This is a genomic window from Actibacterium naphthalenivorans (assembly GCF_014196965.1).
GTDB lineage: Bacteria > Pseudomonadota > Alphaproteobacteria > Rhodobacterales > Rhodobacteraceae > Actibacterium_A > Actibacterium_A naphthalenivorans.
On sequence record NZ_JACIEQ010000001.1, the window covers coordinates 1,337,179 to 1,359,625 of the forward strand.

General features: G+C 62.7%; 20 protein-coding genes, 1 tRNA gene and 1 pseudogene. 5 read left to right on the plus strand and 17 right to left on the minus strand.

Annotated elements, in window-relative coordinates; genetic code table 11:
- Positions 1-21: 21 nt before the first annotated feature.
- The 4 genes from gltB to GGR17_RS06630 form a co-directional block, all read right to left on the minus strand.
- Positions 22-4,560, minus strand: coding sequence for a glutamate synthase large subunit (gene gltB, locus GGR17_RS06615; RefSeq protein WP_054537611.1), 4,539 nt, complete (start codon positions 4,558-4,560; stop codon positions 22-24).
- Between the two features lie 2 nt (positions 4,561-4,562).
- A complete protein-coding gene (locus tag GGR17_RS06620; RefSeq protein WP_054537610.1) occupies positions 4,563-5,003 on the minus strand; it encodes a GFA family protein in 441 nt (146 codons plus the stop codon).
- Positions 5,000-5,719, minus strand: coding sequence for a hypothetical protein (locus GGR17_RS06625; RefSeq protein ID WP_054537609.1), 720 nt, complete (start codon positions 5,717-5,719; stop codon positions 5,000-5,002). Before GGR17_RS06625 ends, GGR17_RS06620 begins: the two co-directional genes overlap by 4 nt.
- Before the next feature lie 102 nt (positions 5,720-5,821).
- A complete protein-coding gene (locus GGR17_RS06630; protein ID WP_054537608.1) occupies positions 5,822-7,255 on the minus strand; it encodes an NAD(P)-dependent oxidoreductase in 1,434 nt (477 codons plus the stop codon).
- A gap of 222 nt (positions 7,256-7,477) precedes the next feature.
- Here GGR17_RS06630 and GGR17_RS06635 point away from each other — a divergent pair, with 222 nt between their 5' ends.
- Positions 7,478-8,281: an undecaprenyl-diphosphate phosphatase gene (locus GGR17_RS06635; protein WP_054537607.1), complete on the plus strand. Its 804-nt coding sequence runs from the start codon at positions 7,478-7,480 to the stop codon at positions 8,279-8,281.
- 6 nt (positions 8,282-8,287) lie between these two features.
- Here GGR17_RS06635 and GGR17_RS06640 read toward each other — a convergent pair whose 3' ends face one another.
- Positions 8,288-9,271 carry a complex I NDUFA9 subunit family protein gene (locus tag GGR17_RS06640; protein WP_054537606.1) on the minus strand — a complete coding sequence of 328 codons (984 nt, stop codon included), beginning with the start codon at positions 9,269-9,271 and terminating at the stop codon, positions 8,288-8,290.
- A 146-nt stretch (positions 9,272-9,417) separates the two neighbouring features.
- Here GGR17_RS06640 and GGR17_RS06645 point away from each other — a divergent pair.
- Positions 9,418-9,503 (plus strand) — tRNA-Leu (locus GGR17_RS06645).
- 369 nt (positions 9,504-9,872) lie between these two features.
- Here GGR17_RS06645 and GGR17_RS06650 read toward each other — a convergent pair.
- The 5 genes from GGR17_RS06650 to GGR17_RS06670 all read right to left on the minus strand — a co-directional run bounded on the left by GGR17_RS06650 (position 9,873) and on the right by GGR17_RS06670 (position 13,570).
- Positions 9,873-10,613, minus strand: a complete 741-nt coding sequence (locus tag GGR17_RS06650; protein WP_054537605.1) for a dienelactone hydrolase family protein — start codon at positions 10,611-10,613, stop codon at positions 9,873-9,875.
- Between the two features lie 124 nt (positions 10,614-10,737).
- On the minus strand, positions 10,738-11,793 hold the full coding sequence (locus GGR17_RS06655; protein ID WP_054537604.1) for an NAD(P)-dependent alcohol dehydrogenase: 1,056 nt from the start codon (positions 11,791-11,793) through the stop codon (positions 10,738-10,740).
- Between the two features lie 2 nt (positions 11,794-11,795).
- Positions 11,796-12,272 carry a MarR family winged helix-turn-helix transcriptional regulator gene (locus tag GGR17_RS06660; protein ID WP_054537603.1) on the minus strand — a complete coding sequence of 159 codons (477 nt, stop codon included), beginning with the start codon at positions 12,270-12,272 and terminating at the stop codon, positions 11,796-11,798.
- 14 nt (positions 12,273-12,286) lie between these two features.
- Positions 12,287-12,712: an organic hydroperoxide resistance protein gene (locus GGR17_RS06665; protein WP_054537602.1), complete on the minus strand. Its 426-nt coding sequence runs from the start codon at positions 12,710-12,712 to the stop codon at positions 12,287-12,289.
- A gap of 354 nt (positions 12,713-13,066) precedes the next feature.
- Positions 13,067-13,570 carry a TetR/AcrR family transcriptional regulator gene (locus GGR17_RS06670; RefSeq protein ID WP_054537601.1) on the minus strand — a complete coding sequence of 168 codons (504 nt, stop codon included), beginning with the start codon at positions 13,568-13,570 and terminating at the stop codon, positions 13,067-13,069.
- 155 nt (positions 13,571-13,725) lie between these two features.
- On the opposite strand from GGR17_RS06670, the gene GGR17_RS06675 reads away from it, so the two are divergent.
- The gene (locus tag GGR17_RS06675; RefSeq protein WP_054537600.1) at positions 13,726-14,868 is read left to right on the plus strand and encodes a flavin monoamine oxidase family protein; all 1,143 of its coding nucleotides are present in this window, start codon (positions 13,726-13,728) and stop codon (positions 14,866-14,868) included.
- An 86-nt stretch (positions 14,869-14,954) separates the two neighbouring features.
- The gene (locus GGR17_RS06680; protein ID WP_054537599.1) at positions 14,955-15,635 is read left to right on the plus strand and encodes a cupin domain-containing protein; all 681 of its coding nucleotides are present in this window, start codon (positions 14,955-14,957) and stop codon (positions 15,633-15,635) included.
- On the opposite strand, the pseudogene GGR17_RS20310 reads toward GGR17_RS06680, so the two are convergent.
- The 5 genes and pseudogenes from GGR17_RS20310 to GGR17_RS06700 all read right to left on the minus strand — a co-directional run.
- Positions 15,602-15,912 (minus strand): annotated as a pseudogene (locus GGR17_RS20310) (hypothetical protein); the annotation flags it as partial. The gene GGR17_RS06680 and the pseudogene GGR17_RS20310 overlap by 34 nt on opposite strands.
- 113 nt (positions 15,913-16,025) lie before the next feature.
- Complete coding sequence (locus tag GGR17_RS06685) at positions 16,026-16,784, minus strand: SDR family NAD(P)-dependent oxidoreductase (protein WP_054537598.1); 759 nt, start codon at positions 16,782-16,784, stop codon at positions 16,026-16,028.
- Position 16,785: 1 nt separating this feature from the next.
- Positions 16,786-17,136 (minus strand): DUF4286 family protein, encoded by a 351-nt coding sequence (locus GGR17_RS06690; RefSeq protein WP_037203671.1) that lies wholly within the window; start codon positions 17,134-17,136, stop codon positions 16,786-16,788.
- A 90-nt stretch (positions 17,137-17,226) separates the two neighbouring features.
- The gene (locus GGR17_RS06695) at positions 17,227-17,538 is read right to left on the minus strand and encodes a 2Fe-2S iron-sulfur cluster-binding protein (RefSeq protein ID WP_054537597.1); all 312 of its coding nucleotides are present in this window, start codon (positions 17,536-17,538) and stop codon (positions 17,227-17,229) included.
- 80 nt (positions 17,539-17,618) lie between these two features.
- A complete protein-coding gene (locus tag GGR17_RS06700; protein WP_082386482.1) occupies positions 17,619-19,220 on the minus strand; it encodes a cytochrome P450 in 1,602 nt (533 codons plus the stop codon).
- 150 nt (positions 19,221-19,370) lie between these two features.
- Here GGR17_RS06700 and GGR17_RS06705 point away from each other — a divergent pair, with 150 nt between their 5' ends.
- Positions 19,371-20,057: a TetR/AcrR family transcriptional regulator gene (locus GGR17_RS06705; RefSeq protein WP_054537596.1), complete on the plus strand. Its 687-nt coding sequence runs from the start codon at positions 19,371-19,373 to the stop codon at positions 20,055-20,057.
- Positions 20,058-20,069: 12 nt separating this feature from the next.
- Here GGR17_RS06705 and GGR17_RS06710 read toward each other — a convergent pair whose 3' ends face one another.
- Both GGR17_RS06710 and GGR17_RS06715 read right to left on the minus strand, forming a co-directional pair.
- Positions 20,070-20,594 (minus strand): response regulator, encoded by a 525-nt coding sequence (locus GGR17_RS06710; RefSeq protein WP_052071159.1) that lies wholly within the window; start codon positions 20,592-20,594, stop codon positions 20,070-20,072.
- A gap of 168 nt (positions 20,595-20,762) precedes the next feature.
- Positions 20,763-22,226, minus strand: coding sequence for an O-antigen ligase family protein (locus GGR17_RS06715; protein ID WP_157445486.1), 1,464 nt, complete (start codon positions 22,224-22,226; stop codon positions 20,763-20,765).
- Positions 22,227-22,447 lie beyond the last annotated feature (221 nt).

Consider the following 22,447-nt stretch of genomic DNA (forward strand, 5'->3'; position numbering starts at 1 on the left):
CGCCTGATCTGAAATGCGTCTCTATTCCGCCGGAACAGCCTGCTTTTCGATCCCCAGCGGGTGCTTGAGATGGATCAGCATTTCCTTCGGGCAGACCTGCACGAAATTGCCGCGCTCTATCTCCCAGTGCTGAAGGATATCGGCGGCCTTGCGGCTCATCGTTTCCTTGGCATGGCGTTCGATCAGCCCCTTCAGCTCCCCCTCCCAATGGTCGACCGTAACCGGGCAGGTCACCAGCGTTTCCATGTTCATCATCGCCGGCGCCAGCCCTTCGGGATCGTAGAGATAGGCCATCCCGCCGGTCATCCCGGCCCCGAAATTGGCACCGACCGAGCCCAGAATGACAGCAACGCCGCCGGTCATGTATTCACACCCGTTCGATCCGCAGCCCTCGATCACCACCTTCGCGCCGGAATTGCGAACGGCGAATCGCTCTCCCGCCCGGCCCGCAGCGAACAGATAGCCATCGGTCGCGCCGTAAAGCACCGTGTTGCCGATGATCGTGTTCTCCGACGCCACCAGCGGCGAGGCCATGGTCGGCCGCACAACGATCAGACCGCCCGACAGGCCCTTGCCGACATAGTCATTGGCGTCGCCCGCGACCTCCAGCTTCAGCCCCGGCGCCGCGAAGGCCCCCAGCGACTGCCCCGCCGAGCCCGACAGTTTCACCGTCAGATGATCGGGCTGCAGGTTGTTGCGCATGCCGAAGCGTTTCACGATATGGCTCGACGCCCGCGTCCCCACAGTGCGAAGCGTGTTGCGCACGGCGTAAGACAGTTGCATCTTCTCGCCTTCCTCGAAGAAGCGGTGCCCGTCCTGCACGATCTGCGCATCCAGCGTATCGAGCACCGCGTTGCGCGGCTTGTTACGGTCATAGACGATCTTCGCCGCGCCATCGACGGTGATCAGAAGCGGGTTGAGATCCAGATCATCCAGATGCGCCGAGCCACGGCTGACCTGGGTCAGCAGATCCGCCCGGCCAATCACGTCATCAAGCGACCGCGCGCCGATGCTGGCCAGAATCTCACGCACCTCCTGCGCGTAGAAGGTGATCAGGTTGACCACCTTGTCGGCGTTGCCCGTGAACTTTTCGCGCAGGCGCGGATCTTGCGTACATACGCCCACCGGGCAGGTGTTCGACTGGCACTGACGCACCATGATACAGCCCATCGCGATCAGCGCGGCAGTGCCGATGCCGTATTCCTCGGCCCCCATCATCGCCGCCATCACGATGTCGCGGCCCGTGCGCAGCCCGCCGTCGGTGCGCAGCGTCACCCGTTCGCGCAGGTTGTTCATCGCCAGAACCTGATGCGCCTCGGTCAGGCCCATTTCCCACGGCAGACCGGCATATTTGATGCTGGTCGCGGGGCTGGCCCCGGTGCCGCCGTTATGGCCCGAGATCAGGATGATATCGGCCTTGGCCTTGGCCACGCCCGCCGCGATCGTGCCGACACCGCTCGATGCCACCAGCTTCACGGTCACCTTGGCGCGCGGGTTGATCTGTTTCAGATCATAGATCAGCTGCGCCAGATCCTCGATCGAATAGATGTCGTGATGCGGCGGCGGGCTGATCAGCGTGACGCCCTTGGTCGAATGCCGCAAACGCGCGATCAGCTCTGTCACCTTCATGCCGGGCAGCTGGCCGCCCTCGCCGGGCTTGGCGCCCTGGGCGACCTTGATCTCCAGCTCTTCGCAATGGTTCAGATACTCGGCGGTCACGCCGAACCGGCCCGATGCCACCTGCTTGATCTTCGCCGACGGGTTGTCGCCATTCGCCTCGGGCACGAAATGCGCCGGGTCTTCGCCGCCCTCGCCACTGTCGGATTTGGCGCCGATCCGGTTCATCGCCACGTTCAGCGTCTTGTGCGCCTCGGGTGACAGCGCGCCCAGCGACATGCCCGGCGTCACGAACCGCTTGCGGATCGAGGTGATGCTTTCCACCTCTTCGATCGGGAGAGGCTTGCCGATCGGCTTGATGTCAAGAAGATCGCGCAGATGGATCGGCGGGTTCGCCCGCATCGTGGCCGAGAACCGCTTCCACATCTCATAAGAGGCACTATCACAGGCCGATTGCAGCATATGCATCGTCTGCGCCTCCCATGCGTGTTTCTCGCCGGTGCGCCGCGCCTTGTAGAAGCCGCCGATCGGCAGCACATCCGCGCCACCCTGCCAGCCCTTGGCATGCACCTCTTCCAGCTTGCGCTGAATGCCGCTGACACCGATGCCGGAAATGCGGGAATGCATGCCGGGGAAATACTCGGCGCACATCGCGCGGCTCAGGCCCACGGCCTCGAAATTCAGACCGCCACGATAAGAGGAAATCACCGAGATCCCCATCTTCGACATGATCTTCAACAGCCCGTAATCCACCGCGCTGCGATAGTTCGCCACCGCCTCTGTCAGCGAGCAATCCAGCAACCCGCGGGCGATCCGGTCGGCAAGGCTGTCTTCGGCGAGATAGGCGTTGACCGTGGTCGCGCCGCAGCCGATCAGCACCGCGAAATAATGCGGGTCCACGCATTCGGCCGACCGCACGTTGACCGAACTGAAGGTGCGCAGCCCCTTGCGCGTCAGCCACGAATGCACCGCGCTGGTCGCCAGGATCATCGGCATCGCCACACGCTCGGCACTTTGGTTCTGATCGGTCAGCACCAGATGGCCCGCGCCCGACCGCACGGCGTCTTCGGCCTCGGCCCTGATGCGGGCCAGCCCGTCATGCAGCGCCTCATGCCCGGCATCGGCAACGAAGGTACAGTCGATCGAGACCATCGGCGCGTTGAACTGCTTGACCATCTCATCGAACTGGGCGTTGCCCACGAACGGGCTCTCCAACACCAGAATTTCGGTCTGGCTGCTGTCTTCGTCCAGCACGTTCTTCAGGTTGCCGAACCGTGTCTTCAGGCTCATCACCCGGTATTCGCGCAGGGAATCGATCGGCGGGTTGGTCACCTGGCTGAAGTTCTGGCGGAAAAAGTGGCTCAACGGCCGGTATTTTTCCGACAGCACCGCCGACGGCGTGTCATCACCCATCGAGGCGATCGCCTCTTTGCCGTCCTCGGCCATCGGCGTCAGAATCTGTTCCAGCTCTTCGATGCTGTAGCCCGCCGCGATCTGCCGCTTGCGCAGCTCGGCGCCTTCGAACATCGGCTTCTCGACGACAGAGCCCAGCGCCTTGTCCAGTTCGTTGATCTTGCCGACCCATTCGCCAAAGGGCTGCGACTTGGCCAGCTTGTCCTTGATCTCCTTGTCGTGGAACAGCACACCCTCGCGCGTGTCGACGGCGATCAGCTGCCCCGGCCCCAGCGCGCCTTTTTCGCGCACCGTCGCCTCATCCGTCGGCACCATCCCGGCCTCGGACCCGGCGATCATCAGCCCGTCGCCGGTGACGACATAGCGCATCGGCCGCAGCCCGTTCCGATCAAGCCCGGCGCACACCCAGCGGCCGTCGGTCATGGCCAGCGCGGCGGGGCCGTCCCACGGCTCCATCACCGAGTTGCAGTAGGAATACATGTCGCGCCACGATTCCGGCAGCTCCACCGCCTGCTTCGACCAGCTTTCCGGGATCAGCATGGTCTTGGCCATCGGCGCATTGCGCCCGGCCCGCACCAGCACCTCGAACACCGAATCCAGCGCCGCCGAATCGGATGATCCCTGCGGCACGATTGGCTTGATATCCTCGGCCAGATCCCCGAACGCGCTGGAAGCCATGCGAATCTCATGGCTCTTCATCCAGTTCAGGTTGCCCTTCAGCGTGTTGATCTCGCCGTTATGGGCCAGCATCCGGAACGGCTGTGCCAGCCACCATTGCGGGAAGGTGTTCGTCGAATAGCGCTGGTGATAGATCGCAAAGGCGCTCTCGAACCGCTCGTCCTTCAGGTCGGGATAGAACTCCGCCACCTGTTCGGCCAGCATCATGCCCTTGTAGATCATCGACCGGCAGGACAGCGAACAGATGTAGAGCGATTGCACCCCGGCGGCGGCGGCGGCCTTTTCGATCCGGCGGCGGATCACGTAAAGCTCGCGCTCGAAGGTCTCTTCGTCAACGCCCTTGATGTTGGAGATGATGATCTGCTCGATCTCGGGGCGGGTGGCGTTTGCCTTTTCGCCCAGCACCTCGATATTCACCGGCACATGGCGCCAGCCATAGATGTAATAGCCCATGCGCAGCACTTCGGCCTCGACGATGGTCCGGCATTTTTCCTGCGCGCCGAAATCCGTGCGGGGCAGGAACACCTGACCGACGGCGATCAGCTGATCCATATGCGGCTCGTGTCCGGTGCGGCGGATCTGGTCATAGTAGAACGGCACCGGGATCTGCACGTGAATGCCCGCGCCATCGCCGGTCTTGCCATCCGCGTCGACCGCGCCGCGATGCCAGATCGCCTTCAGCGCGTTGATCCCGTTTTCCACCACCTTGCGGCTGGGCTTGCCGTCGATCGACACCACGAGCCCGACGCCGCAGGACGCATGCTCGTCTTCTTCGCGGTACAGCCCGTTCTCGGCCATCCACTTGCGCTTGGCCTCTTCGGCGGCCACCCAGTTTTCATCATATTTGGTCATTATCAGGCTCCTGTCGTGGTCACGCCGTACCGGGCAAACACTTCGGCTTCGGTCAGCCGTTCATGCGCGCCGGCAAAGGCGAAGACATCCGGTTTTCTGTCAATGAATATCTCGCGCGTCAGGGTCAGGCCGCTGGCGTCATCGAACAGGCCGACAGGGATTTCATACTCACCCTGGTGCGGCCCCTCGGCGGTGATTCTGTACCAAAGGCCAGAGCCGCATCTGGAACACCAGGCGCGCTCGGCCCAGTCCGACGACTGGATCGTCGCCACATGTTCCGACCCGGACCATTCGATCTGATCTTCCAGCGCGGTCACGGCCAGCAGCGCCGATCCGGCCCATCGCTGGCACATCTTGCAATGGCAGGCCCCGGCCCCGGGGGCGATGTCACGGGCGGTGAAAGAGACCGCGCCGCACAGGCAATGTCCGGTGTAAATGCTCATCCCCGACCTCCGCTATGACTCGGCGCCAAGGATAGCACGCTTTCACATTCATAGAGCGGCGTCGTGCCATTGAAACCGGGCTCGCCGGGGAAGATGAAATCGACGGGCGTGTTGTCATGTTCGAACACCTCGCCCGACTCCGTGACCCATTCCTTGCCCAGAAAGAACAGCCGCATGTCGGGGGACACATATTGCCGCCCGGTCGACTGGTATTCCACCGCTCCGTCCTGGCTGCGGATGGTCAGCGCGGTGTCGGCCTCCAGCAGGGAAACACCGTCAATCTCCACCGCATCGCCGGTCAGCCGGTCGCGGCCCTCGACATGCAGCATTTCGCTCTCGCCATCGGTGACGGCCTCGAGCGTAAACCCGAACGTGTCTTCGCCGCTCTCGAGCAGCGTGCTCATCGAGATCGGATCCTTGCCGGGATCGCTCAGCCGTTCCACGGTGCGGTCGAAAATATAGAACCCTTCCAGCCACTGGAACTCGCGGTCATAGATGTTCACCGCATAGGCGCCATCGGCGCCATAGGCACCCTGCCAGACCTTGCCCTCCATCCCGGCGCAGCGCCAGTAGATCGACACTTCGCAGCCGCGCATCTGAACCGTCAGAAAGGAATCGCAGCCGGGGTGCGGCTCGAACAGGTCGGCAGACGCACAGGCCGCCAGCCCCGCCCAGAGGGCAGGAACGATCAGCGCCATCTTCACTCTGCGTTCCATGTTGTTCATCTTTCGTTGGCCACTCGGGTCAGGGGTGCTGCCGGATTCGCCCGGCGGGCGCGGGCGCATCGGATGCGCCCGGCCGTTGGCCCGAAACAGAGCCTATTCCGCCGCAACCTGCGCCGGCTGCGCCAGGTAGGCCAGGATGCTGTCGGCCGCCTCGCGCCCATCGCGGATCGCCCAGACCACCAGCGACGCGCCACGCACGATGTCACCCACGGCGAACACGCCCGGCAGGCTGGTCTCGTGGCTGCGGAAATCCGACTTTACGGTGCCCCAGCGGGTCACCTCCAGCGCCGGTTCACCCCAGAGCGTCGGCAGATCCTCGGGCTCGAACCCCAGCGCCTTGATCACCAGATCGGCCGGTTCGGCATAATCCGCCCCCTCGATCACCTCGGGCGACTGGCGGCCCGACGCGTCCGGCACACCCAGGCGCATCTTCTGCACCAGAACGCTGTCGACCCGGTCGCCGGTAAACCCCTTGGGCGCCGACAGCCAGACGAATTCCACGCCCTCTTCCTCGGCATTCTGCACTTCGCGCTGGCTGCCCGGCATATTCGCCTTGTCGCGGCGGTAGAGACATTTCACGCTGGTCGCCCCCTGCCGGATCGCGGTGCGCACACAGTCCATCGCCGTGTCACCGCCGCCGACCACGACAACGCGCTTGCCGGTGGCACACAGCTCGCCGCTGTCATACTCCGGCACCTCATCGCCAAAGCTGACCCGGTTCGACGCCGTCAGATAATCGATCGCCCGCACGATACCCTCGGCGCCCGAGCCCGGCCCCTGCAGATCGCGCGTCTTGTACACGCCGGTCGCGATCAGCACCGCGTCATGCTTGCCGCGAATGGCGTCAAAGCTGATGTCTTCGCCCACGGTACAGTTCAGTACAAATTCGACGCCGGATTGTTCCAACTGTTCGATCCGGCGCATCACCACGTCTTTTTCCAGCTTGAAGCCGGGGATGCCATAGGTCAGCAGCCCGCCGGCGCGATCGTACCGGTCATAGACCGTGACCTGAACGCCCTTGCGGCGCAGCGCGTCGGCGGCAGCAAGGCCGCCGGGGCCGGCGCCGATGATCCCCACACTCTCCCCGCGCTCGCGCGACGGCACGGCCGGCTTGACCCAGCCCTTTTCCCAGGCGGTATCGGTGATGTATTTCTCGACCGCGCCGATCGTCACGGTGCCGTGGCCGGATTGCTCGATCACGCAATTCCCCTCGCACAGGCGATCCTGCGGGCAGATGCGGCCGCAGATCTCGGGGAAGGTGTTGGTGGCCTGGCTGATCTCATAGGCTTCCTGCAGCCGCCCTTCGGCGGTCAGGCGCAGCCAGTCGGGAATGTTGTTGTGCAGCGGGCAATGCGACTGGCAATAGGGCACGCCGCACTGGCTGCAGCGGCTGGCCTGCACCTTTGCCTTCTCATCGGCGTATTCGGCATAGATCTCGTGGAAATCCTTCGCGCGCAGGTCCGGGGGCCGCTTTTGCGGCATCTCTTTCTGCACATCCACGAATTGGAGCATCTGTTCCTTCGCCATTTGCGAAACTCTCCCGATTTCCTTGAACCGCGCCCCTCATACGGCCTGATCAAATAAAAATAAAGTCAGTACAGCTTACCTAAATGGCAATAATTTTCACCTCTACCCTCCGAAACCGGTCATTTTTGGCGAAATTATGGTCAGCTAAGTTTACCTATTTATGCGCTTTCTATTTAAAATCATTGCTCTAGGATGGCGCCAAACAATTCTGGCGGGGCGCGCATGTCTCTGTATTATCTTCTGATCGTCGCCATCATTCAGGGCGTGACAGAGTTTCTACCGATTTCTTCCTCCGGTCACCTGATTCTGTTGCCAACACTCACCGGACACGTCGATCAGGGACAGGTTATCGACGTTGCCGTCCATGTCGGAACGCTGTTCGCCGTCGTGCTCTATTTCCGCCATGATGTCGCCAGCGCCTTTATCGGCCTCGGCCGCCTGCTGCGCGGCAGAATCGACACTGACGGCGCGCGGCTGGCGTTTCTCCTGCTGGTGGCGACCGTCCCTGTCATCGTGATCGGCCTCGTGCTGAAGCTGACCGGGCTGGACGACGCCATGCGCTCCGTCGCCGTGATCGGCTGGACGATGCTTCTGTTCGGCCTGTTCCTTTACTGGACCGACCAAAAAGGCCCGACCGAGCTGACGGCCGAAGGCTGGACCCTGCGCCATGCCATCATCATGGGCCTGTGGCAGGCCGTCGCGCTGATCCCCGGCACGTCCCGTTCCGGCATCACCATTTCCGGCGCCCGCGCCCTGGGCTACCGACGGGAAGACGCGGCCAGACTGTCCATGCTGATGTCGATCCCCACCATCGCGGCCTCGGGCATCCTGCTGGGCGCAGAGGTGGCGATGCAGGCCGACGCGGCCGCCGCGCGCGACGGGGCGATCGCCGCCTTCTTCGCCTTCGCCTCGGCGCTTCTGGCGCTGACCCTGATGATGCGGCTTCTGCGCTCGGTCAGCTTCACGCCCTATGTGATCTACCGGGTGATCCTGGGCGTGATCCTGCTTTACATCGCCTATAGCTAGCGGCGCTCAGACCCGCAGGTTTCTCGCCGAATCCTTGATCGCGTCATACTGGCCGGAGGGGCGGAACCGATACAGGTATTCCGGCATCACAGCCTCGGCCGCGATCGGCGAGATACCCAGCGTGTCGAAGCCCATCGCGCCCTCGGACACCACATTGTCGCGGCGCAGGTTCCGAAGCTGATCGCGCGTCAGAATCGTGTTGGCCACCAGACCGCCCGTCACAGCCTGCACAAAGCCGAAGAATCCGGCCATGATCCCGGCCAGAAAGAACGGGATGTTCATGATCAGACGCCGGCGGTGTATCACCTTCAGCATATCGGCCATCAGATCGCGAAAGCTGCTGACCTCGGGTCCGCCCAGCTCATAGATCCCCGGCGCGGCCTGCCCCAGCACGCCCATCACCGCGGCCTTCGCCACGTCATCGACATAGACCGGCTGAAACTTCGAATCCGCCCCGACGATGCCCAGCACCGGCCCCCAGCGCGACATCGACGCGAAGCGGTTGAAAAACGCATCCTCGGGCCCGAAAATCACCGAAGGCCGCAGGATGACCGCATCGGGGAAATGCGCCAGAACGCCTTCCTCTCCCAATGCCTTCGATCTGGCATAGGCACTCTCGGCCTCGGCATCGGCGCCGATGGCCGACAGATGCACAAGGTGTGCGATACCTTCCTCGGCGGCGATTCGGGCGATGCGTTCGGCACCTTCATGCTGGACCGCGTCAAACCGGTTCCGGCCGGTTTCGGCCAGAATGCCGACGCAGTTCACAACCGCGTCCGCGCCCTGCATCACCGCCCGGACGGATTCATCATCACGAATATTGCAAAACACCGGCGCAACCTGACCGACAACGCCGTAAGGCCGGACAAAGCCGGCCTCGTTCGGGCGGCGAACGGCAACGCGCACACGCCAGCCCTCTTTCGCCATACGCCGCGCGATATACCGCCCGACAAAGCCCGACCCGCCGTAAATGGTGACAAGCTTGGACATGTGGAGGCCTCCATCCATTCCGTTACCTGCCTGAATAGCCGCCCGCCCCGCGCCAAACAAGCGGATATCAGATAACTGCGAATTCTCTGGCAAAGACCCGTTGACATGCCCCCGGCGGAGTTATACATCGCGGCCTCACGACACCTGCCCAGGTGGCGGAATGGTAGACGCGCTAGCTTCAGGTGCTAGTATTGGAAACGATGTGGAGGTTCGAGTCCTCTCCTGGGCACCAATACAACTCTAAAAAACCCCTTGAATCATTCAGATTCAGGGGTTTTTTGATTTTTTGGGCCGAAAACAGCACCACGGCCTATAGCTGGCGAAGGCAACGGATGAGTTCAGGTACCCTCGCCGACAGCGCCAATGAGATTGGCACGAGGCGAGACGAATTTTTAGATTCCCCGTCGGACCTATGTTTTCGCCGGGCTACCCACGGCCAGGACCTCGACTTCGGCCTGTTTCAAGGCACGGCCAAGCGGCCGCCGGACACCGCATCGCGCCTTCGCCGGAATGATAAAGGCCGGGGCATGATGTCTCTGGCCTTTTCCATATCCGGGCCCGGACAAGGCTGGCGCGTGACAATCCGCGAAGTGCCCGCGTTCTACCGAAGCGTCTGTGCAAAGAGCGCGAACAATTCCCGCCAGTGCCGTTCGGCGGCTGCCGCGTCATAGACGGGAAAATCCGCCATCGTCCATCCGTGCAGCGCCCCCGGATAGATCTCGCACCGATGATCCACACCCGCATCGTCAAGCGCCTTCTCGAGCCGCTCGGCCATCTCCGGCGGGTAGGATGTGTCCCGATCCGCGCCGGCGACGTAAACGCGCCCCTTCATCTTTGATGCAAGCAGGTGCGGGCTCTGCTCCGAGTCGGTCGCCAGATTGCCGCCATGAAAACTCGCGGCCGCAGCAATCCTGTCGGGATAGGTTCCCGCCACCGTGAGCGAGATCCCCCCGCCCTTGCAATAGCCGGTCGTGCCGATCTTATCCCCCGCCACATCATCGCGCCCGTCGAGATAGGTGAGAAAGGCGCCGGTATCCTCGGCGGCGCGGCGATTGTCGGTGGTGTGAAAGATGTGCCCGACGGCCGCCATGAAATCACCGGACGCGAAAACCTTTTTCGCATCAAGCGGGTCGTAGGGGCCGGCGCGGTAGAAAAGATCCGGCAAAAGTACGACATAGCCTCCATCGGCAAGTCGCTGTCCCATCTCGAACAGCACCGGTCGGATGCCGAGCCCGTCCATGTAGAAGATCACCGCCGGCCAGGGCCCCGTCCCTTCGGGTGTAAAGATATACGCCGGACAGTCGCCGTCGCGGGTGGGGATCAGAATCTCTTCATGAGCCATGCGCGTTCCTTATCCACAACTATCCAATCCGCCTGCATCCAATCTGGCCGCTTCCAATGGCCGCGCGGCGTCTGGGCGCTGATCGCGCCCCGGACAGGTCTCAGGCGCAGATATCATGCCCACGTCACCCGGCTTCGGCCAGCGACGCCATGTCGATGACAAAGCGGTATTTCACGTCGCTTTTGAGCATGCGGGCATAAGCTTCCTCGATCTTCTGGATCGGGATCATCTCGATATCCGCCGTGATGTCATGCGCGCCGCAGAAATCCAGCATCTCCTGGGTCTCCGCGATGCCGCCGATCAGCGAACCGGCGAAACTGCGCCGTTTCCCGATCAGGCTGAAGACGCTGACCGGTAGCGGCTGGTCGGGGACGCCGACCTGGACCAGCGTCGCGTCGCGCTTCAGAAGCGCCAGATAGGCGTTGATGTCATGCGGCGCCGCCACGGCGTCGATGATCAGATCGAGGCTCGATCCATGCGCCGCCATGGCGTCGGGATCGGTCGAGAGAACGACATCATGGGCGCCGAGCCGCTGGCCATCCTCGACCTTGGAGGGCGACGTGGTGAAGAGCACCACCTCGGCGCCCATGGCATGGGCCAGCTTGACCGCCATGTGCCCAAGGCCGCCCAGGCCGACCACGCCGACCTTCTTGCCCGGGCCCGCACCCCAGTGGCGCAGCGGCGAATAGGTGGTGATCCCGGCGCACAGCAACGGGGCCGTCGCCGCAAGATCGAGATTGTCCGGCACCCGCAGCACGAATTCCTCGGTCACGACGATGTGGCTGGAATAGCCGCCGAACGTATGCCCGCCCAGGATCGCGTCGGGGCTGTTGTAGGTGCCGACCAGCCCCTTGTCGCAAAACTGTTCAAGACCTTCGCGGCAGCTCTCGCACTCCTGGCACGAGTCCACCATGCAGCCGACGGCGGCGACGTCACCGACCTTGAACCGCGTCACGTCCTTGCCGACAGCGGTGACGCGGCCGACGATTTCATGCCCCGGAAGGCAGGGATAAAGCGTATTGCCCCATTCGTTGCGGGCCGTGTGCAGGTCCGAATGGCAGACGCCGCAATAAAGGATGTCGATGGCGACGTCGGTCGGCCCGGGCTCGCGGCGCGTGAACGAGAACGGGCCAAGCGGGGCGTCGGCGGCTGTGGCCGCGTATCCGGTACAATTCGTCATGGCTAAAGTTGCTCCTTTGATTGGGGGGATGTTGTCTTGCCTGCCAGCGTACGCACCATGGCCTGGACCGAGCTGCGCAGGTCCTCGATCGCCACCGGATCGAGGCCGAGTTGATTTTCAAGGGTTTCCGGCACCTTCCGCGCAGCGGCGCGCAGGTCCCGGCCGTCTTGTGTCAGCGCGATCAGAACCCGCCGCTCGTCTTGCGGGTCGCGGCGGCGCGCGACAAGGCCCGCTTGCTCCATGCGTTTCAGCAACGGGGTCAGCGTGCCGCTGTCGAGATGCAGGCGCGCGCCCAGCTCGCCCACACTGAGCGGGTCGTGTTCCCACAGCACTAGCATGACCAGATATTGCGAGTAGGTCAGACCCAAAGGCGCCAGCACGGGCCGATAGGCCCGTTGCAACAGGTTGGTGGCCGCATAAAGCGGAAAACAGACCTGCCGGTCGAGATTCAGCGGATCGTCGTCATTCGGGGCGGACACCGAACCCTGCTCCTTCAGCGTGTCTTGACCGATAGGGCAACGTCGATATTGCCCCGGACGGCGTTGGAATAGGGGCAGGCCTTGTGCGCCTCCGAAAGGATCTCTTCGGCGGTTGCCTGATCGACACCCGCGAGGGTCACGTCCAGCGCGACCGTCAGACCGAACCCGCCCGCGCCGTTCGGTTCCATGCCGACGGTGGCGACCACCTCGACATCATTGTCGCGGATTTTCGCTTCCTTGTTGCGGGTCACGTGGATGACGGCGTTGCCGAAACAGGCGGCATAGCCAGCCGCAAAAAGCTGCTCGGGGTTGGTTGCGCCGCCTTTGCCGCCCAGGGTCTTCGGCATGGAAAGCTGCAGGTCGACAAGGCCATCGTCGCTGCGGACCGTGCCATTACGGCCGCCAACCGCGGTGACTGTCGTGGAATAAAGTGTGCTCATGGTGAGTCTCCTGTGTCTGTCTCAACTTTTGTAGTTATCAATATAATTGTGCACAATGCAAAACATACTGCATCACCAACCGATCACGTCGATTTGAAAAGTGGCTCGGACAACCTTGGACGACGAGTTGAGTGGATTGTCGTGCTGAAGACGGCCGGGTTGCTGTGATCAGGAGAGACAATGTGCAAAAAGACCCAGGCGAAACCACGGCACTGGCCGAGCGTGCGGCAGGCAGACCCTGCCGACAATGATCGCAAAGCGGAGACCCTCAGCGCCGGTGAAAGTGTTGCTTCGCGTATGCCAGATGACCGGACGCCGGCAGATATGACATTGCCCGGTGGGTTCGCGGTTCGGCTAGGATAGACCCGCTGCTGCGGCGTGGAAAGCGTCAGGGTTTGCCAGGACATTGGCCAACAACATCCCTCCTTCAAGCGCGGCCATGACTTGCAGCGCACGGGATTGCGAAAGCCCCCCTTCGGTCAGCTTCGCCAGGCCAAGCCGGAAGAACTGTTGCGCTTCGCTCAGCACCTCCTTCGGCAAAGAATGCGATGCGGCCCCTAGCGCACCGCATAGGCACATCTTTCCGTCATCATTCAACGCGCGCCGGAACCCCCGCACCCAGGCTTCGACGGTACCGCAGCCGCTTGCGACTTCCTCGTCGACGGACAGCAAAAACCGCTCCGTGTAGCGGCGCGCGACAGAGGCGGCGAGGTCTTCCTTCGTTGCGAAATGATAATGCACGCTCGCGCTTTTCACCCCGACCTCCTCCGCGATTTCGCGAAAGCTGAAGCCGTTGTATCCCGCGTCGCGTATCCGCCGCTCCGCCGCATCCATGATCGCATCCGCCGTGTCTTTCACAGTCACATCCCCTCACCTATCAACCGATAGATAGGCCTTGCGCCTTCCACGAGCAATTGCTAGCAACCTATCTATCGGTAGATATACGGTCATTTCTGCACAGGTGATCATCTTGATCAGAGGATGTCGATGCACAGCATGATGAAACGAGCCCCATGACCAGATTGCAGACCCCCACGCCAGACGCGCCGGTCCTCATCGTCGGCGGCGGTCTGGCCGGGCTGACCGCCGCGCATCTTCTCCATCGGGCCGGTGTTGCCTTTCACCTGCTTGAGGCCCGCGATCGGCTGGGCGGTCGCATCCTGACGGCGGACGGTTTCGATCTCGGCCCCTCCTGGTTCTGGCCGGATGAGCAACCGGACATGCGGGCGCTTGTCACTTCGCTTGGCTTGGCCACCGTTGCACAAAACACTGAGGGCGATGTCATCTTTCAAAGGATGTCCCAGGAGGCGCCACAACGCTATCGCGGAATGCGGCAGGCGCCACAGTCCATGCGCATCGTCGGCGGCAGCGGTGCCATGATCGCGGCGATGGCCTCCGGCCTGCCGCGGACATCCCTCCAACTCGGCGCGCGGATCACGCATGTCGCGCGTGCCGACCCGCTGGTCGAGGTCGGTTTTATCGATGCCGCCGGTGCCGAATGCCGCCTTGCCGGGGCGCAGGTGCTCCTCGCACTGCCGCCGCGGCTGCTTGACGCGACAGTCGCCTTCTCGCCCGCGCTCGAGGAGGCAACCGCCCGGCGCTGGCGCAAAACACCGACCTGGATGGCGCCGCATGCCAAGCTCTTCGCGCTCTACGAGCGGCCGTTCTGGCGCGAGGCGGGGCTTTCCGGCACCGCGCAAAGCCTGGTCGGCCCGCTCGTCGAGATCCATGATGCGACAACGGCTTCCGGGAAGGCGGCCCTGTTCGGTTTCCTTGGCATGCCTGCCCGACAGCGCGCTGTCGCGGGGCGCGACTCCCTCGTCGCGGCCGCCGTCCGGCAACTCGCCGAGCTGTTCGGCCCCGATGCCGGAGCGCCGCAGGCGACCCTGTTGAAAGATTGGGCCGCCGATCCGCTGACCGCGACCCCGGACGATCAGGAGGCCACAGGTCATCCCGCCCCGAGCGGGGCGCCGTGGGTGCCGGGCGACTGGCAGGGCCGCATCGCGCTCATCGGCAGCGAGACCAGCCGCACCGAACCCGGCTATCTCGCCGGGGCGGTCGAGGCCGCCGGACGGGCCGTGGCGGAGATTCTGACCGGGCCGATGGCCTGCGCGGCGCGCCAACCAAGCCTTGATATCCGGGGGACGAAACCATGAGACCCCGCTCGCGGTCCTGGCCCGTCAAAGGATGAAATCCGGCGACGTCAGGTCCCGGATGATTTGACCCATGGGAGAATATGGCAATGCAGATCAATAACGACCTGAACCGCCCCGTCATCGTGCACGCGGCCCGTCTTGACTGGGTGCCCAGCCCCGCGGCCGGGGTCGAGCGCAAGATGCTTTACCGCGAGGGGGCCGAAGTCGCCCGCGCGAGTTCTGTCGTGCGCTATGCGCCGGGAAGCGCCTTTCCGGGCCATGTCCATCATGGCGGCGAGGAGATCCTTGTGCTGGAGGGCACCTTTCAGGACGAGCATGGCGATTATCCCGCAGGCAGTTATTTCCGCAACCCGCCGGGCAGCGCGCATGAACCGGCGGCAAAAGAGGGATGCACGATCTTCGTGCGCCTCTGGCAATACCGCCAGGGTGACGAGGCGCAGATCGTCCGCCAGCCGGGCGAGGGAGAGGCGGCGCCTTTGCGTTCCGGGGCCAGCGCGGCACGTCTGTTGTTCGACGACGGCGCCGAGCGGGTCTCTCTGGAGGAGTGGCAGCCAGAGGCAAGGGTGACGGTGGAAAATCAGAGAGGACTCGAATTTCTGGTGCTGTCCGGGGGGCTGCGCGTCGATGGCGACGCCTTAGGCGCGCAAAGCTGGGGGCGTTTGCCGGCCGGGCAGGCGCTGTGCGCATCCGTCGGCTCTGAAACGGTGCGGATATGGCTCAAGGAGGCGCCGCTTCAGCATCCGCAGAGGGTGCTGATGCCGGAGTGAGGCCGCTTGTGCATGGTTTTACGCTTGATCTCCTCTCGCTGTTTCAGGATCTGCTCAGCGCGACCGAAGTAGACGTCGGCTGACGTCAGGTTCCCAAGGCTCTCATGGTAGAGTTGATGTTGTAGTCCTCGACCAAGGCACTGATCCGGCGATCGAGATCGCCGGGCAAGAAGTAATGCTAGAGCCGGACACGGTTCTTCATGGTCTGGGGCCAGCGCTTAACCTTGCCCTGGGTCTGAGTGTGCTATGGCGCTCCGCAGGCGTGATCCATGCCCTTTTCGCCGAGGCAAACCGCCCCCCGCCTTGCGACGAGGGGGGTTCTTTATATCCGCCGGAAATATGCGGAAAACGCCGCGCGGCGGCGCATCCCTGCCTTTCCAGGCCGGGGCGTCAGCCCGAGGTGATTCCGTTGTCGGCGCTGAGGCAGGCCCCGTGCACCGATCGCCCACGATCCGAGGTCAGGAACATCAGCGGTTCAACAATGTCATCCGGCTGCGAGGGCGGGCGTATACCGGTATAGCGCGCGATGAGGCTCGGGTCGGCATCCGCCGGAAACTGCAATGTCTGGATCATCTCCGTCATCATGCCCCCCGGCGCCAGCGCGTTGATGCGCACGGGCGAGTGCATGAACTCCATGGCCAGCGACTTGGTCAGGCTCAGCAGCGCTGATTTGGTCGCCGCATAGGGCGCCGTATAGGCCTGCCCCAGAAACGCCGCCGTAGAGACGACATTGACGATATTTCCCTCGGTTTTCACAAGATGAGGCATCGCCGCCTGGATCATGAAGAACGGCCCCGTGACATTGGCCGAGAACAGCCGCTCCCACACGTCCGGTGTGACGTCGGCAAGCGCGTGAAACCGCAGGATCCCGGCCACATTGCACAGCACGTCAAGACGCCCGAACCCTTCGATTGCGCGTGCAACCGCAGCGGCGCAATGTGCCTGATCGCCCAGATCGCCGGCATAGGTCACGCTTTCGCCGCCCGCGCCAGAGATGCGCCGCGCGGTCTCGGCCAGCCCCTCGTCATTCAGATCGACCAGGCACAGTTTCGCGCCCTCCGCCGCAAAACGCAGGCTCGCCGCGCGCCCAAGGCCAGAGGCGGCGCCGGTGACCAGAACGACCTTTCCGTCAAATTCGCCCTTGCCCATGTTACGCGCCCTCCGGTGCTTTGCAGACAAGCGGCGTGATCGTTTCGTAGAGGTGGATGGCCATGTCCTCCATCGAGAACGCCTCGCTCATGGCCATCTTCCCGGTCTCGACCAGCGTTCGGAGGCTTTCGACCGCCGCTGCGGGATCGTCGGTCTCCATCGTGTATATCGCCATGTACCGCTGGGCAGGCGCCCCCTCGGCGCTGTCATCCATCAAGCGGAACCGCTGCGCGGCGATAAATCCCGGAACGGCCGTGACATCGGCCAGATGGCGATTGCTGTACCAATCGTTGTACTCGTCCTCTCGCCCCGGAACGGGGTTGCTGAGCACGACATAGGCAAATTGTGACATGGTTACTCCTCATTCATGTCTTTGCGGGAACGGGTCGTGTGGTTCGGCGTGTTGAAAGACGGCTTCGCCTCGTTCTGGCGGTGGCGCGGCCTAGTATTCCGTCGGCGCCAGCCGGACGACGAGCCCCTCCAGCGTGTCATCCACGATGATCTGGCAGGAGAGGCGCCACCCTTCCGGGTCGTCCTCGAGCATCGAACCTTCGAACGCATCAGCCGGGGGAATCCTGCCGGCATTCGCCTCGTCGAGGATGATCTTGCAGGTGCCGCAAGAGGCAACGCCGCCGCATTCCGCCAGTATGTCGTTTATCCCCGCCTCCACCGCGCCGCGCATCAGGGACAGGCCAACCGGGATTTCCTTGGTTATTTCCTCCCCGGCTGTGGTGACAAAGGTAATCTCGGGCATATCAGGCTCCAATTGCGGAAAGTTCGCCCGGCCGGACACTTGGCCGGGCAGGTGTAAGGGTGGAATTGAGATGAAACCGGTCAGAGCAGCTTGGTCAGCGCCATCACCGACATGATGTCGCCTCTGACTTTGATCTTGCCCTTTATCATGGCCATCTGGGGGCTCATCTCCTTGTTGAGGATCGCAACAAAGTTCTTGAGCCCGGCCCGGACGCTGACATCGGCATTCTTTTCGTCGCTCCCGGCAAGTGCCGGCGGATTAACCGTTCCGTCGAGGAAGATCTGGTGGTCGTCCAGACGCATCTCGATCACCTTTCCGAACGGCTCCATCGTGCTCAGCTTGGCGGCAAGAAAGGCAAGGACATCTTCAATCGAAGATCCGATGCGCTCCCCCTGCAACTGCGCGGCGGCCACGTCCTGTGGCTTGGCCGTCGCGGCGGTGAGGCGGGTGCGCCGGTCACCCCACACAAGCGGCAGGTTCTTTGGCTGCAGGATCGGCCCCAGTTCCGTGATCAGCTCTTCGCCCTCGGCGATGCGGAACTCGGGGACAGCCGCCAACAGTTCCTCGATGGCAATCACCGACTCTCGCCGGGCAAGCGGCGCGCCGATGCAGCGGTGAATCCCGTAGGCGAATGTGATGTGTCGCGGGGTCCGGTCGAAATCGACATCGAACGGGCGGTCCCACGCGCCCGGATCGGTGTTGGCCAAGGTCGTCGGCATGGCAATCTTGTCGCCCGGCATGATGGTCACGCCGTCCAGCTCGGTTTGTTTGACGCAGGTGCGGAATGTCGTCACCGCAGCATAGCGGCGGTACATTTCCTCGACCGCGGCGGGAATAAGCGTGGGGTCCTCACGCAGGCGGCGCTGGTCTTGCGGGTGTTCGGCAAGATGGCGGATCTGCCAGGCGATATTGGTGGAGACCGTATCAAGCCCACCGATGAAAAGATTGAAGCACAGCCCGATCAGCTCGTCATCATTCAGCTTGCGCCCCTCGATCGTGGCGGTCACGGCAAAGCTGATCAGATCGTCTGTGGGCTTGGCGCGGCGGTCTTCGATTTCAGCGCGCAAATAGTCGACCACCAGCCGCGTGCCCTTGGCGACCTCTTCGATATCCAGACTGTGCAGCAGCATGAATTCCCATTCCATGAACTGCGCCATCCGGTCATGGGGCAGGCCCATCAGATCAAGAAAGACGACAATCGGGAACTGAAAGGCGAAATGGCCCATGAATTCGCATTCGCCACTGTCCTTGAACGCCGCAATCGCTTCGCGCGCCGCGTCACGCACCTTGTCTTCCAGCTTGCGCATACGGCCGGGCGTAAAAAGCGGGTTGAGCAACGTGCGGTAAACCGCATGGGCAGGCGGATCGATTTCGACCGGCACGAGGTTCCAGGTCTCTCCGATCAGTGTCGGAAACGGCGAAAAGGCCTCGCTCGAGAAATGGTCGGTATCCATGTAAAGCGCCTGTAGCGTTTCCAGCCGCCGCGGAACCCATGCCGGCTGAAACCCCGGATAGAAATTCGTGGAATAGATCAGGCCCGGCCCTTCGTGCAGAGCGGGAACCATGGTGCTGAACGGGTTGCGGGAGGTCTGCGCCCCCATGATGAACGGGTAATCCTCACGCACCAGATGTTCAGGCACATGGGCCGGTGTATCGGCAATCACGCCGGCTGTGTCACTCATGGTATCCCCCCAAGGTCGTTTACTCGATCTCCGCCCTCACGCTAAGGTCTGGGGGCCGGAAGAAAATGCCCATTCATTGTAGTGTGCACCTAGCTAAGCGGTGGCAGCCCACAGGGCGCCGGGAGACAACAGGGAGGAAGGGGAGGTGTGATGCCGACAGAGCAGCGCAAGCGCCGCAGGTCGAAACGGGAGGGGTTGAAACTAATTCTGGAGGCGGCGACCAATGAGTTCTGCCGCGCGGGCCTGGCGGGGGCCAAGCTTGATCTGATCGCGCTGGAGGCCGGTGTTTCCAAGCAGCTCATCCACCACTATTTCCGCAACAAGGCCGAACTCTACGTTGCGGTGATGGAAGAGGTGACAGCGGTGGCCATCCAGCAACTGTCGATGCCCGATTACGAATCCCTCTCGCCGGAAGAGGCGATCCGGATGTTCCTCGGAGGTGTCTTCGATCTGTTCGTAAGGTGGCCGTTCCTGGCCGGGCTTTTCAACGATCAAAGCGTCTATCGCGGAAAACACATTCCCGAATGCCGCGAACTGAAACAACGTGGCCCCGAACTGATCGTGCGCATTTACGATATTTTTCGCACCGGACAGGAGACAGGAGTGTTCCGCAAGGAGCTGGAGCCCGAAGCCGCTTTTTCGGTCGCGATCATGGCGGTGATCGGTAATTTCACCGGCGGAAAGGTCATCGCGGGGTTCGTTCCGGTGGATTTCTCGGCTCCCGAACGGCTGGATTTCTGGCGGAAGTTCGCAACCGATTTCTCGCTGAATGCAATCATGATCGAGCCCGAAGCTCACATGAAGGCAGGCGCGGCCGCATCGTCACGCCTGCCCTGAGATGCTGCGCGATCAGCCTGTGGAACTCTTGCCCCGGTAGCCAAGCTCGCCCGCGAACAGCTCCGAGATCTCCTTGCGCGTCACCTGGGCCTTATCCGGGAGCCGGCTGTTCTGAACCGCTTTCTCATGGTTCTGGTGAACAACCTGCAAGGCGTCCTGCGCTTCTTTCAGCTTTGCCGCGACGCGCACCCGCGCGCCGATTTCGGTCACGTCGAACGGCTTGGTGATATAATCCGTCGCACCGGCGGCAAATGCCTGATCTATCGAGTCCTTGTCCGACATCGCCGTCAGCATGATGATCGGCGTGTCGGCATAGCCCCGCAACGCGCGGATCTGCCGGCAAAGCTCGATCCCGTCCATACCCGGCATCTGGATATCGAGCAGCAGGCAATCAAAGCCGGGCTGTTCGTGCCGCACCAGCGCGAGCGCATCCAACGGCGTCGCACTGGCCGAAACGTCTTCGTAACCGAACAGCGCCAATACCATCGGCAGCAGTTCGAGAATGAAGTCGTCATCGTCTACCACAAGAAGTTTCACACCGACCCCCCAAGGCTGTGCAGAGATTCATAATTCAACCTAGGCGATATTTCGCCGGGGAATATGGAAAGTTTGCGGTCATTTTGTGGCAGGCTCGGGCGCATGCCCGCGACCTTGCGTCACCCGCCCGCCAATCCGCCTGCCACGGTACGCGATGTCGCAACGGCCTCAGCGCCCTTTGCGCGGGTGCGGCGCCCGGACGGCGCGGGCCTCGGGCCCCGGCTTGGCCGGAAAGCGTGTGTAGCGCGAAATGTCATTCGCCGGCACCGCCACGGCCACAGGCTCGTCGGGCTGGGCCTTGCCGAAGCGCGCCCTTTGCATCCCGCGCCCGTCGCCCGCCGGTGCGGCGTCGCCCGCCTGATCGCCCGCATCGTCGGAATAGTCCAGCATCCAGACCCCGGCGCCCAGCATCATCATGAACCACACATAGGCCGACAGCCAGATATGCACCGTGGCCAGCGCGAACATCAGCCCGATCAGGGAAATCAGATACCCCTTGCGGTAAGACAGCATGCGCTCTGTCTTGAACGGCCGGAAGGCGAGCTGGATGATAAGAAGGATGAACGAACCGATGAACAGCAGGAAGCCAGGTATGCCGTACCTCATCGCCATCAGAAGCCAGAAGTTATCGACGCTGGGCCGCAACCAGAAGGGCCGCACCCAGTCTTTCTGGCCCAGACCGAATATCGGATTGGCCCAGACGTTCTGGATGCCATAGTCGAAAATCAGGATCCGCGTGTAGGACGTTCCCTGGTTCAGGGTCAGATAGCTGACGAACACATGGAACGGCGTCCGGTTGGAGGCAAGGTCGATCGCCACATAGACAAAGACGAACGCCGCGAGCAAAAGCAGCCAGCGGGATTTCACCTGCCGCGTGACATGATCGTAGAGCACGAACAAATACTGCAGCGACAGGATCATGATTGCGCCGGTCGAGACGGAACAAAATGCCGCGACCACCACGCCAAACGCACGCAGCATGGACACCGGCGTCGCCGCCCGGAAGTTGAGGACATAGATCACCATGCCCAGCGGCGCGGCGCAGAAGACGCCATAGAGAATCGGATGCGGAAACACCACCTGCGCCCGCTCCAGCCCCAGACGCGCTTCATAGGTGATGATCTTGGTGGAGTTCACGAAATTGCTGAAGAAGTGAATGATCGGCGGCTCGCCCGTCTGGGTTTCGATGATGGCGAACGGCATCAGGATCATGATCGCGATGAAGTTGATCTTCACGAAGCTCCGGAACGTCTCGGGAGACCGGATCAGCACGCGGCCAACCATGTAGCCGCCGACAGTTTCGACGATCTGATACCCGACCGGCTCGATCGCGTTGGAAAACCCGTGCGCGACGATAAGCGCCAGCGCCGACCACAGCGCCGCCGCGAAAACCGCGAAATCGACCATGTGAACCGAGCCCGTCTTGCCGCTCGCCCAGGAAAACAGCATGGGAAAGAACATCAGCAGCAGCAGCGCGCGTGACAGATGCAGATTGAGCGCACCCACCGAAAGGATCACCGGCACCAGCAGGCAGATGAAGACGATCACCAGCATAACGGGCTTTCCCGCCGGGGAGTCGCCAATCGCAATCCTGCGGAACTGCCCGCCGCCACTCAGTGCACTATCTACCATTCCAGAAACCCTGCCCGGTCCGCTACGCCACAAAAACACCATAAGACGAAAGCGGCACAGACACTATATGCTGCAATAGCCCGCCGCGATCCGGTGCGCACCCGCCCTTGCGAGGGAATAGATGGATACAGCCGTTGAGATCCCGGCCGCAGACCGCTACATATCCGCTGCACACCGCGCCTTCGCCGGATGAATGCCTACCCCGGCATTTGCCTGAGCAT